9 protein-coding genes are annotated in these 13,734 nt (G+C 32.8%); 3 read left to right on the forward strand and 6 right to left on the reverse strand.

Features of this window, described 5'->3' with window-relative positions:
* Window positions 1-3: 3 nt before the first annotated feature.
* From BMW63_RS06045 to BMW63_RS06070, 6 genes are all read right to left on the reverse strand, one after another.
* Window positions 4-705, reverse strand: a complete 702-nt coding sequence (locus BMW63_RS06045) for a carboxylesterase family protein (protein WP_074722286.1) — start codon at window positions 703-705, stop codon at window positions 4-6.
* Window positions 706-708: 3 nt separating this feature from the next.
* Window positions 709-2,103, reverse strand: a complete 1,395-nt coding sequence (locus BMW63_RS06050) for a glucoamylase family protein (RefSeq protein WP_245744891.1) — start codon at window positions 2,101-2,103, stop codon at window positions 709-711.
* A 56-nt stretch (window positions 2,104-2,159) separates the two neighbouring features.
* Window positions 2,160-3,062 (reverse strand): LamG-like jellyroll fold domain-containing protein, encoded by a 903-nt coding sequence (locus tag BMW63_RS06055; RefSeq protein ID WP_074722290.1) that lies wholly within the window; start codon window positions 3,060-3,062, stop codon window positions 2,160-2,162.
* Between the two features lie 18 nt (window positions 3,063-3,080).
* Entirely contained in the window at window positions 3,081-4,535 is a 1,455-nt protein-coding gene (locus BMW63_RS06060) for a RagB/SusD family nutrient uptake outer membrane protein (protein ID WP_074722292.1), read from the reverse strand.
* Between the two features lie 4 nt (window positions 4,536-4,539).
* Window positions 4,540-7,539 carry a SusC/RagA family TonB-linked outer membrane protein gene (locus BMW63_RS06065; RefSeq protein WP_074722294.1) on the reverse strand — a complete coding sequence of 1,000 codons (3,000 nt, stop codon included), beginning with the start codon at window positions 7,537-7,539 and terminating at the stop codon, window positions 4,540-4,542.
* 241 nt (window positions 7,540-7,780) lie between these two features.
* A complete protein-coding gene (locus tag BMW63_RS06070) occupies window positions 7,781-10,528 on the reverse strand; it encodes a helix-turn-helix and ligand-binding sensor domain-containing protein (RefSeq protein WP_074722296.1) in 2,748 nt (915 codons plus the stop codon).
* Window positions 10,529-11,111: 583 nt separating this feature from the next.
* Here BMW63_RS06070 and BMW63_RS06080 point away from each other — a divergent pair.
* The 3 genes from BMW63_RS06080 to BMW63_RS06090 are packed head-to-tail and all read left to right on the forward strand — an operon-like array spanning window position 11,112 to window position 13,530.
* A complete protein-coding gene (locus BMW63_RS06080) occupies window positions 11,112-11,525 on the forward strand; it encodes a hypothetical protein (RefSeq protein WP_074722300.1) in 414 nt (137 codons plus the stop codon).
* 14 nt (window positions 11,526-11,539) lie between these two features.
* On the forward strand, window positions 11,540-12,082 hold the full coding sequence (locus BMW63_RS06085) for an RNA polymerase sigma factor (protein ID WP_074722302.1): 543 nt from the start codon (window positions 11,540-11,542) through the stop codon (window positions 12,080-12,082).
* Window positions 12,079-13,530: a hypothetical protein gene (locus tag BMW63_RS06090; RefSeq protein WP_074722304.1), complete on the forward strand. Its 1,452-nt coding sequence runs from the start codon at window positions 12,079-12,081 to the stop codon at window positions 13,528-13,530. Before BMW63_RS06085 ends, BMW63_RS06090 begins: the two co-directional genes overlap by 4 nt.
* The last annotated feature ends 204 nt before the right edge of the window (window positions 13,531-13,734 follow it).

Raw genomic sequence — 13,734 nt, forward strand, 5'->3', positions numbered from 1 at the left:
TTTTTATTTTTTAATTTGTTGGAACATCCAATCGTAAATTTCTTTATTGTCATATACTCGCGTCCAGCTATCATGTCCTGCATCGTCGAAAATGGTCAGTTCAATATTTTTATTACAAGACCTCAATTTTTTATAGATTGCAATGGAGTAATTTACATCTACAACATCGTCAACTAGTCCATGAAAAATCCTAATAGGAATAGTCTCAATTTTACAGTTTTCAATCATGGGTACACGATCCACAAATCCAGCGATTGGTACTAAGGCCGCAAATATCTCAGGATGAGCAAAAGCTAAGTTCCATGCGCCCCAGCCTCCCATACTAAGTCCTGTTAAATAAATTCTTCTGGCATCAATCTTATTCTCCTTTTGGATTTTTAATATCAACTGATACAATACTTCAGTGTCCCAATATTCATTATCTGGACATTGTGGAGCCAAAACATAAGCATCTAGTTCGTTTTTCTTTAAATATTTAAACGGACCATGTGTTTTTACTTTTTCAATATCAGTCCCTTTTTCACCAGAACCATGAAGAAAGATAATTAATGGTTTTTTATCCATCGTATTTGCCGGAATGTGTAAAACATACTTCAATTCATGCTTTGAAACACTTTCAATTTTAATTTTTCCAGTAACTTCACCTTGAGCAAAGGAAATTAAGGTAGTTAATAACGTTATAGCTAGTAAAATGTATTTAGTCATCTCTTAAAAATTATATTTCGCAGACTGAAAGCCCATTTTCACTAAACCTGGCTTTACCTCTGGTGCATTCATAAATAGTTTCCATAGTAAACCGGTTCTATAATTTTCAATCATTGGGACAATCGTACCTTGATCAATAGCTAAATACCTCTGAGTTACCCAATTGTAATGGGGTGAGAAAGCATCATAAGGTCCTGCTATTCCTACATATTCCGATTTTTTTTCATCATATAAATAATGTAGAAATTTCATAGATTCAACGGGGGTATATGGAAATGATGATAAAGCAGCCGTTGGCGTAATGACTCCCACGTCATTATTAGGTTGATGTGCTGAGTAACCTGTAGTTCCATCATTATTTCTAGTATAACTAGCCGTTAAACCCCAAACCTTATCAGAATACCCTTTCCATTGCTTTGGATTAGCAATTGAATATTGATTCATTATTTTAGCATGATTTTGGGTTAATGCCCTATAATCAGCATATTGATCTTTTAAATTAGAAGGATCTAAACCTATATAGGAATATTGAGACCAAAACATTGGTCCTACCGTTCCATTAGCTCCATTATGGTTTAGTACAACTGGAATACCATATTGGGAGGCTCCACTTTTAATTGCTCCACTTCTTGCCCACGCTTTGTGGTAAGCCGCTACTGGTATAGGATGAGTAGGAGATGACACTGCCATCACATAGGTAATTAGACATTCATCATATCCTTGAATTTTGAAATTCATTTCCCAACCGTAATTTGGACTCCAATGCCAATATAAAGCATCTTCTCCTTTAGTATACCAATCCCATTCAACACCTTTCCAAAGTTCGTCTGCCTTAGCGGCTAATGCTTTTTCAGTGGTATTTCCATCTTTAAAATATTCTCTAACCGTCAACAATCCCTGACAAAGAAATGCTGTTTCTACGAGATCTCCACCATTATCTTTTGTACCAAAAGGGATTACTTTACCGTCATTTCCGTTGATCCAATGTGGCCACGCACCATGAAAACGCTCTGCTTTCTCTAGGAAATTCATAGCTGTTGTCAAGCGAGAAACGGCTTCTGCTCTGGGAACAAAACCTCTATCAACACCTGCAATAATGGTCATTAATCCAAAACCAGATCCACCTGTTGTAACAATATTAGCTTCAAAACCAGGATCGTTAGTGTAATAGCGTTCTCTTGCTAACTTTGAGTTGGTTTCAGCATACTCCCAGAAATACTTTAATGCATCTTTTTGTACCTGGTCTAATGCTTCAATGTCAGTTAATGGAGTGGCTGTTGTACCTGGCGTAGTAGGTAAGGGTGTACCTCCACTTGGTTCTTTAACATCTGGAGATGAGTTAGAACAGGAGTTAAAAAGGCTTATTAAAACTAAACATATATAAACTTTCATTTTCAAATACTTTTATAATTATTATTTAAGAGCTAGTTTTCTTAAACTAGCTCTTACAACTTTTATCTATTGTCCTTTTCCAACTTATACAAGGCCACTACTTCATTATCAGTAAGTGCAGCATTATAAATTCTAAACTCGTCCATTAATCCGGTATAGTTAAGCATCCATCCATCAGGAGCACTCCATGGAGCACCCAAATGTTGTTGAAAGCCTCCAATTATAAATTTTGAAACATTTGAATTTGCCAAGTCGCCATAACCAACACCTCCAGTTTGAGGATCGCTAGCATAGCGCTTCGCTATTGAAGCTGGTAAATCAAGTTTTTTTCCATCGATGAACATGCTATAAGTCGAATTAGCACCATTATACATCCAAACAACATGTTTCCAAGATCCAAACATATTTGGCAAAAGGTTTGACCCGCCATGCTCTATAAATTGGCCTGACCAAGGAATACTAGGTGTTACATCTTTTTGAATATGATTTTTCATCAACATAGTATTTGCTGGCCCCGTTCCTTCAACCATTGTAAAAATGTTACCCCAAAAATCAGTCGTCTTTGGTAACATAAATAACGACTGTGCGCCACCAGTATGTGGAGTTGTGTTAATCCACATAGAAACGGTAATGTTTTTTAGACTTACCAAAGAACTTGCTACAGTACTGTAAGCAATAAACGAACTAGAAGATCCTTGATAAGCTTGTCCTTTAATTCCTGGTGCATAGCTCACGGCTGTTCCTGTTCCACCAGTTATTCCGTTTTTCGAATCTGTGATATTATTTTCAAAACTTACCTTAGTAATTAAATTTGCAGCTGCGATCTCATCTGAGTTATCATATCCACCAATTGATTCATAAGGAATCGTGCTGTTTACTTTATCTATACTATCCTCATTACAGCTTATAAAAAACTGTGAAACAAGAACAGAAGTAAATAGGTATATGTATTTATTTTTTTTCATTTTTACTGTTTTTTAAAATTAATAACCTGGATTTTGTGTTGACAATCCATTTGCCTGATTAATAAAAGCCTGTGGCAAAGGAAATAATTCATGTTTTCCAGCGACAAATGTTTTTCCGTGAATTGCAAAAGCTGCAACAGCTTGCCCAGTTCTTACCAAGTCAAAAAAGCGATCGTGCTCAAAGGCCATTTCTACTCTTCTCTCTTTCCAGATAGCAATACGTACATCTGCTTTAGTAACTGCAATGGTGTTTCCTAATGCAGCTCTATTTCTAATTTGATTTAACAAAAGAATAGCCGCTGGAGTTTGATCTAATTCATTTAATGCTTCAGCCTTCATTAGTAAAACTTCGGCGTATCTCAAGTATTTGATATTAGCATCAGTTTCCCACGCATCCGTAAATGCAGAAGAATATGCTTTATAATTGTAACGAGAGTTTTCAACGGTTATTGGCACTACTCTACCATCATATAAAGTTGTTCCCGCAAAAATAATAGTTGCGTCTTTTCTAACATCACCTGGCTCATAAGCATTAACTAAACTCTCAGAAGGAGTATTAAAACCCCAACCCCATCCGCCGGCACCACGAGCACCTTGAGTGTTTGAATATCCTGCAATTCCTTTAGCTGGAACTGCACCAGTGCCATTGATTTCAAAAATTGATTCCGCATCATTCTCTCCAGCTAATCTAAACATTGTGGCATAGTTAGGAACAATTGAATATCCCGTAACTAGATCAGCGTTATCTACTACTTTCTGCCATTTTTTCTGGTACAAATTTACTTTTGCTAATAATGCATAGGCAGCGCCTTTTGAAGCTCTTCCTTTTTCTGCTGGAGCATATTCTGATTTATTAGGCAGTGCAGCAATCGCATCAGCTAAATCTTTTTCGATAAAACTATAAACTTCAGGAGCTGATTTACGTGTCAATTGCATGATTCTATCCTCGTCAGAAGAGGGATTTGGTAAATGATCTATAATAGGTACTCCGCCGTAAGTTTTTAATATAGTAAAATACATGAAGGCTCTCAAAAACTTCGCTTCGCCTATTAGTCTCGAGCGTAAAGCAGGATTTGCTTGATCTAATTGTGGCACAATACTTAATGCCTGGTTGCATCTGTTTATTCCTTCATAATTAGCCTCAAAAACCTCTCTAATAGAAGCGCTTGATGCATTATAGGTTAAGGCATCCAGCAGGTCTTTATCTGAACCTGTATCTCCAGGAGAAGAACCTTTATCAGCATCATCTGAAGCAATACTAGTTAGTCCAATCCAAGAAAACGAGCTCATATTGAAATCTAAAAACTTGTTATAGATTGCAGTAACAAATGTGGTTGCACCTTCGTCATTGTTAAATAAAGCAATATCCTTTGTAGAGATAGATTCTGTTTGGTCTACATCTAAATAGTCGTTTGAACATCCAGAAAAAAAGTAGGCGGATAGTACAAATAGTGATATATATATCTTTTTCATCGTATTAAAATTTTAAATTAGCACCAATAACAAGTGATCTTAGCGTTGGGTAGGCATCTAGTTCGATACCTTGACTACCATATGGGTCTCCATTACCATTTAATTCTGGAGAAAAACCAGAGAACTTTTGAGTGATAAATGGGTTTATTGCATTTACATACACGCGACAATAACTCAAAAATCCATTGTCAGCTAATGGCAGTTTATATCCTAAACTAATATTATTTACTCTGAAGAAATCACCTGATTCTAAATAATACGTTGAGGCAACTGGAACTTGGTTAAAAGGCGCTGGATTTGAAGCTGTAGTGTTATTTACTGTCCAGAAATTAGTAGCAACAGATTCTTCTATGTTCTCTCCTGAAAAACGTTGTGCTTTTTTACCATTGTACACTTTTGCACCTGAAGTTCCATATCCATCAAGAGATAAATCAAAGTTTTTATAGTTTACACCTAAAGTAATTCCGAAGGTCGAAGACGGCAAAATAGAACCCGCATACTTTTTGTCTTTATTAGCGTCCAATACATCTTGAGCTACTGTCGTACCCGCTGCAGTATAATATAACATCTTACCGTTTGTAGGATCAACACCAGCGTACTCATACATGTAAAAACTACCTAATGGTTTTCCAATAGATGTATTATCAAGTAATTTTGTAAACTGTCCGTTTGATAAATCTCCTCCATTTATTGGAGCAAGAGTGGCGTCTTTTAAGCCTTTTAACTTATTGGTGTTATTAGAGAAATTTCCTCCAACCCAATAGCTTACATTATCAGTGATTTTATCATCCCAACGTAAACTAACTTCGTATCCTTTATTAGAGACTTGTCCCACATGTGCTGGAGAAGAATTACTAATCCCAGAGGTGATATATGGTCTAGTGTTTAAAATTACGTTTGTTGTTGTTTTATCATAAACATCAAAGGCTCCTTTTAATCTATTGTTTAACAATTCGAAATCAATACCTGCCGAAGTTTCTTCTGTAATCTCCCATGATAAACTTGGATCAACTTGCGAGTTGATTGTAGTTCCTTGGTACAAAATTGAACCACCTAAATAACTGCTTAGGCCTGAAGAATAGGCCTGATTATTAAGAGGTACATTTTGGTTTCCTAGTTTACCCCAACCTCCTCTTAATTTAAGCAAATCGATTCCTTTAACATCTGCCATGAAGTCTTCCTTAGTAACAACCCATCCAATTCCGAAGGCTGGAAAAGTTCCCCAACGATAATCTTTACCAAAATTAGATGAACCATCACGTCTTATTGTCCCAGTAAGCAAGTATCTGTCCATCAATTTATATTGAAAACGACCAAAATAAGACGCAAGCTTTGTTTTATTAAAAACTTCATCTCTATAACTTGTAACATTCCCTACTTCATTTACACCACTTAACGACCAGTAATTTGAATTAGGGTTTACATTCTTTCTAGAGATTGTCAATTGTTCGCGTGCTCCTTTGATAGAAGTTTCGATACCCGCTGTTAATTCAACATCATGAATATCTCCAAAAACCTCATTGTAAGTAACGTAGTTTGTTAGATTCCAATTGAAATATTGACTTCTTCCTTTTGTCAATAAATTGACATTGGCAGTAGAGTTGTATTGAGATTCAATTCGGCTAGGATCAGCAGCTAACCAAATATTTCTAGTGTCTTCAAAATTATAATTTTTCCAAGTGTAATATTCTCCATTAAATTGCGAAGTGAATTTTAATGATTCTACAATTTCATAATCTAACTTTAATCCACCTTGTAAGATGACGCTCTTTTGCTCTTCATTAAAGAAATCTAATTGCGCAACTGGATTTCCAACATTATTAAAATTTGATCCTGTTGTCCCTGCAAAACCATCATTCCCTACAAATGAAACTCCGTATTGTCCATTCGGAAAACGAACAGGGACTATTGGAGATTGCTTGTAAGCACTAGTAAAAGCATTTAGAGGCTTCGGGTTTGAATTAGTAATTCCGAAACTAAAATTTTGATTTAAGGTCAGTTTATTAGAAATTTTATATTCATTATTATTTCTAAAAGTAGTTCGATTATAATCTAATCCATTCAAAACCGCTTTTTCCTCATAGTTCCCTAAACTGAAGAAATATTTTATGTTTTCTGTAGAACCAGAAACAGAAATATTATTTTGAGTATATGAGCCAATTCTAGTGATCTCGTCAAACCAGTCAGTGTTTACCGGTTGATCTTGAGAAAAAGTTGTAGTTTGCAAAGCTGAATTAGAGTAATAGGAATATTTATTACTTCCCGACATTTTTACTCTCTTTAAAGGATCTCTAAATCCAGCAAAGCTTTCCAGTTCAACTGTGACACCGTCCCCTTTACCTTTTTTAGTTGTAATGATGATTACACCATTTGCAGCTCTAGTCCCATAAATAGCTAATGCTGATGCATCTTTCAAAATTTCATAAGAAGTAATATCATTTGTATTAATATTATTGATGTTTTCTGTAGGCATTCCATCAACAATATATAAAGGAGTACGTCCTCCTAATGCAGTTCCTAAACCTCTAATAATAACTGAAGGCGTACTTCCTGGTAAATCAGATGAAACAACTTGAACACCAGCCGCTTTACCTTGAATCGCTTGAGAAGCATTCAACACTTTAGTTTTAGAAATCTCTTCTGCCTTTAAAGAAGTGATTGCCGCTGTATTATCAATGGTCTTTCTAGTACCATAACCAATGATAACAACTTCCTTTAATGCAGTATCTTCCGATTCTAGCATCATTATACTCATGGGTCCAGCAGTCGCCTTAATAGAAACCGCCTCAAAACCCAACATGGTAACTTTTAATAAATCACCTGCTTTCGCATTGATATTAAAATTTCCGTCAAAATCAGTATCAGCATTTGAAGTGGGAGAAACCAAAATTGCACCTGGTATCCCAATTCCGTTTTTATCCAATACTTTACCCTTAATTACTTGCCCCGACATATAAGCTGGAAGTAGAAGGAGTGCTAAAAAGCTAAAAATAAAATTTCTCATCTATTAATAATTTGTTAATGTTAGTAGAGCTAAGTTAGATAACTACAACGTTATAGCAATCCTGTTTGAATTACTACATAACTACATCAAGCTAATAAAAAAATACTGTAATTCAATGATTTTAGGGGGTTTCGAGCGTGCTGAGTGATTACTTTACATCTCAATGATGTAGTAATGATGTGTTATAATTCTGTTACGAAATACCTTAAAAAAAATATAAAATGTAAAAAATAATTGGTTTTTATATTGATAATAAAAACTTAGAAAGGTTGTCATCTTGCACGAGCTGTAATTTCTTTCGCAATCGATAACGATGTAATTCAACTCCTCTAAAAGAAATATTCATCATTGGAGCGATTTCTTTCGAAGAAAGATTCATCTTTAAATAAATACATAACTTAATATCCTTCTGAGTAAGGTTTGGAAATCTTTTAGATAACGCAATTACAAATTCATTGTGAATCTGATTCAAATTCGTTTCAAATGTTTCCCATTCGTGTTTATTGACCGCATTTATTTTAATAGTCTTACTAATCTCACTCTTCAGTTTGTTTAAATCTGTTGCTGAATCTAAGATACCTTGGATACTTTCAATCATTTCACTTTGCTTCGCAATTGAAAGTGATTTCCCAGTTACCTCTGATGATTTTGTTTGCAGTTCTAATTCTAAAATGTGCTTTTCATATTCTTGACTATTCAATTCATTCTCCGCTTTCAATTCCATTTCCAGAATTTCCTTTTGGTGTTTCAATTCCTCTTCCTGTAATTTTAGCTTTTGAATGTAACGCATTTTATTCCATCTATAATACACTAATAAAATGGTTCCTATTACGACCATATATAGTACAATCATCCAAAAAGAGATATACCATGGATTCGCAATATAAAAGTCAAAACTTGAGACTTCGTTATAATTCATTCCATCATGACTGTATATCGTCAACACGTAATTTCCACTCTCTAAATTATTCAAAACGACTACTCCTCCATTCACTAGAGAATAGTCCTCGGACTTATTTATCTTATAAAATAGGCTTGGTTTACTTGACCCATAAATTCCTGAAGTTACATGTATCTTTAATTCTGAATTATATTTGATGGTGCTATTATTACCAACTAATTCATCATTATTATATGCTTCAATTTTAATTTTGGGATTTATAACCAAATCATTCTTCAATTGAAGTGAAATAAAACCATCATCTAAATTCAGCAAATAGCTATTACCATTTTTAAATACTTTTAGATAATCATTGATGATTTTACCTTTATAGTATTTTTCTTGAATTAAATTTCGAACAAAATTATTCCCTTTAACATCGACCTGATATAATAATCCCTCCTTTAGTATTATAAAATGATCTTCGTCTATTTTTACAATATCAGAAGTATTTGCAAAATTTGAATTAAATAATTCGTTTTCCACTAGCTGATTTGAAATTGAATTATAAGTATACCACGTTTTGTGAATCAAGAAAAGAATTTCATTTCTAAATTCAAATATTTTCACTCCAAAGTCATTCGCCTTCTTTTTACTTTTTTGTGTAATATTCTCCACCTCCATGGTTTCATAAAAATCATTGTAAGTTATTCTATACAGCCCTCTATAGTTATCAGCAGCCCATATTTCGTTTTTTTTATTTTGAGCAGCATATTTTATAGGCTTTAGAATCCCTTTAACATCAATTTTCTGAAAGAGGTCCTCTAAGTTATTATATATTGAAATACCACTGTAACTTGTCTGTAGATAAGAGTCGTTAACGTTACTTTTAACTAAACTCCAACCTCCATTTATATTATTTAATTTCGAAAAAATACTGTTTTCATAAACAAAAGTTCCTTCGTTATGGCCGATGATGAACTTATTATTTATCTTCTTGATATTCCAAGCTTGACCTTCTGAATTTGGAATTAGTGAAAAACCTTTATTTTCATATTTAAAAACACCATGATTAGAAGCCATCAAGTAACCATCGTTACTTTTAACAACCGAATAAACCGAACCCAAAGTGCCAGTATTATCATAAAAAATAGCAGTTGGTGAATTAATCTCTATATGTGCAATTCCATTATCTAAGCCTAACCATAAGTCATTCTCTTTGTCTAAGCCAATACTTAAAATAGAATTATTCATTAGTACATTTTTACGGTCAATATTTATATAGGTATTACTTTCAAGATTGAAAATATAAACACCTTTGCTACTTGTTCCTACAGCTAATTTGCTGCCTTTTAGAAAACGAGCCCCGTTTATATTTGCGGTTTTTAAAGTCTCATTAAGCGAATTTTTCCAGGGAGTTAAAACTCCGTTTTCTTCGACGTAAATTCCATTCTTTTTAGTAAAAAAATAGATTTTGTTTTGGAACTTCTCAATTCCGTGGATAATATTATTTTCTAAAACACCCCACCCTTGCACTTTTTCGATACGAGAATTTACCATTCTATACACGCCAATGCTAACGGAAGCAATTAACAACTGGTTGTCGATTACATAGCAATAAGAAATTAGAAATGGTATCTTAATCTTTGTAATGCTCTCTCCATCATACTTGTAAATAGAATTAAATGATTGAAAATAAATAGCTTTATTAAATTGAAAAATCTTCCAAATTTCTTCATTCTCCTTATCGTCAAAAACAGATTTTCCCTCCGATAATGACACATAATTCATCTTTCCGTTTTTGCGCATCCAATATCCAAATTCTTTATAGGAACCTGAATAAATCTTGTCATCTATAGCATAAATTGACCGTATAATGGTTTTATTTGGCAACATGTTTTTCTCCCATTTTACTCCGTCATAACGCAGTAAATAGTGATGATTTGCAAAATACATCGCATCATCATTACCTTGGGTAACATTCCACGATTGATTATCACCTTGATAATTTGATTTATTATAATTCTCTACAAAAGGAAGTAATTCCTGTGCATAAAATGGAGTAATTATTAGAAAGAATAAAAATATTTTTAAAGTAATAGCTTTCAAATCTAGATGGTTTTTACTCCAAATATACTCACATTTATTAGATTTAAGATGTAAAAAAAAACTCTTAACTGAGAATACTTCTGGAAAAAAGGGACAAATTGACCACGACTTTCCAGTTTCTATTGATCAGTGCAAACTATTGATTAACTCAACTACAAACAACCATTAACGTATCTAAAAATCAATAAATTAAAACAAATAATACTTATTAAACATATTAGAAATCAATGATCAATTTAAATTGGAATTAGATGGTCAACGGGACTGGAATTTACAATTTGTATGTGGATAGGCAATTTGCTGAGAATAAATTTCTTGGACATGTTTTTGGGTTTCCAATCGCTCCTTTTACAAAACAAGAATTTGAAAATTACGCAAATAAATCAATCCAAATGAAAAAAAATTTTTTTTATAGAAGCAAATGTCATATCTAAGTTTACAGATATTGAAATTTAATTTTAATTTTAATTTTAAAAAAACTTTTTTGACGCAACCTTTTACAAAATTCAGCATCTTTATAAAAGAGGGATGGCTATTTTTTATAATTAAATCCTTAATTTATAATATACTTAATTATTGAAAAATGAAAAAAATTATTTTACTATTCGTACTAGCTACAACTTTTTTAAGCTGCAGTATTGATAATGATTATGAAGATAACTATCAGTACGAAATACTTCCTATTGAAAGCTATGTGCTTCCTGCAAGCTTTAAATTAGGAGAAACTTATACAATCAAATTGAAGTATCAAAAACCTACAGAATGCTATCTTTATCAAGGTATTTACTATAGTAAAGATTCTAACATTAGAACTATAGCCATACAAGCCGCTGCAAAAAGTGACCAAGTTTGCATTGATGTGGTTCCTGCAGAGTCTGAAGTTTCATTTGATTTTTACCCAACAAATTCCGGTTCTTATGTTTTTAAGTTTTACAAAGGAAAAGATGCGGATGGTAAAGACCTATTTGAAAACGTAGAAATTCAAGTTGTTGACTAAAATAGTGTAATTCTGTGGTATTAGAACAATTAATTAATGAATGTAAAAAGAACTGCCCTAAGGCTCAAGAACAGTTATACCTATTATTCGTTAAAAAATTTTTTGGGGTATGTTTAAAATATTCATCTAGTTATGCAGACGCACAAGATAATCTCCAAGACGGATTCTTAATTATATTTGGAAAAATGAGGCAGTTTAGCGATAAAGGTTCTTTCGAGGGATGGGCTAAAAGAATACTTATCAATAATATTCTCCAAAAATATAAAGGAGTTCGATTCATGGAGGTTTTAGATGATAAAATCGCTGATGTCGAAGTTGACATTGACGATGAGAATATTTCTCTCGAATTTCTGATGCAAATCATTCATGAACTACCAGATCAATATAGAATTGTTTTTAGCTTATATGTACTTGATGGATATTCTCATAAAGAGATTAGCGAAATACTGAATATTTCGACTGGAACTACAAAATCAAATCTTTTTAGAGCGCGCTTAATCTTAAAAGAAAAAATAGAAAAAATAACCGAAATTAAATACGAATCATCGGTAAAATGAAAAACAAAAAAAACATAGACCGATTGTTTCAAGAAAGATTCAAAGATTTTGAAACAGAACCTAATGATCAAACTTGGTTGAACATTCAAACTGCTTTACAAGAGGAAAAAAAAGAAAGACGAATAGTACCAATATGGTTTAAATATGCCGGTATTGCTGTGGTATTATTTCCTGCTTTATTTGCTTTGAACACTAACTTAAAAAAGACTAATTTACCTATAAACATTATCGTTTTAGAACAAGAAACGACAACTATACCTAATTCTAATGTTGATTCTAACACTACTAAGAACACAGAAGGCATAAACAAAAACTATCAAAGAAAAACAAACCAAATAGTTATTACTAATGATAAAATATCTAAATCAAACCGGACAAATACAGACCAACTATCTACAAAAACGAAGTCAAAAAACAATAGTACTGAAGCGAAATATCAAAATAGTACTGCGGTTTATCAAAAAGAATATAGTAGACCGCTAAAAGAGAATAAGTTAGTAAGGGATAAACTCAATACTGATGAGGCTCTTGTTGAGAGAAACAATACGAAAAATCTAATAATAGAGGAATCCGTTTTAAATAAAAATAATACTACAATACTTCTAAAAGATAAACAAGGTTCAAAAGTTGTTCAAACTAATGCAGAAAAATTAGAATCTCCTATTTCTACTGTTCCTAATGAACTCGAAGAACTTTTAAAGGAGAAAGAAGATAAAAAAGAGCTGAAAGTTGCTACTATCCATAAAAAAAAATGGAAATTAGTTCCTAATGTTGCTGCAATGTATCTCAATACCAATTCATCTGGCTCTGCCATCGACCCGCAATTATCCCAAAACAATAAAACAGCTGGTAGCGGCTTTAGCTATGGTGTTGGAATAAATTATGCTTTGAGTAATAAATTCGCCTTACGATCAGGAATTAATTCGTTTTCGGTAGGTTATAATACTAATGACGTGTCGTACGCAGCAGGCTTAAATAGTAATAGCTTGGCCAATCTTAAATATACCGCGAATAACGCTATAGAAATTCAAAATCAAGACAATTTAAACTCCTTAATTTCTTTTGAAAAAAATTTACAAAAAACAAGCAGCGGCTCCATTAATCAAAAAATGGGTTATTATGAAGTTCCGCTTGAAATTTCTTATGCTATTTTAGATAAAAAAATTGGTATCAATATCATTGGCGGAGTTAGTACTTTATTCTTAAAAGAAAACGAAATAGCATTAGTTTCTCCTGAAGCTAATTTCAAATTGGGAGAAGCGACCAATTTAAATTCAATACATTTCAGTACTAACTTTGGGATGGGATTTAAATACCAGTTTGCTAAATCATTTCAGTTAAATTTTGAACCTATCCTGAAATACCAACTCAATACATATTCTAACAAAACAGGAAATTTCAAACCTATTATTATTGGATTATATTCGGGAATTATTTACCATTTTTAATAATTACTATAGTACCTACACCTCCTATATCCAAGATATCACAATTTTGCAACAGACTTGTCATAGTTGGTTAAAATGCAGTTCTAGTTGATAAAACAGTATTAATATACTTCCATCATTTTATCCTTGTTTGTTTTTTTTTTAATATTATACTATTTAAGAATTCAACCAATTCTTAAAATTATTAATTTCCTTTTTACTCAA

It is taken from the genome of Flavobacterium frigoris (assembly GCF_900111075.1).
Lineage (GTDB): Bacteria > Bacteroidota > Bacteroidia > Flavobacteriales > Flavobacteriaceae > Flavobacterium > Flavobacterium frigoris.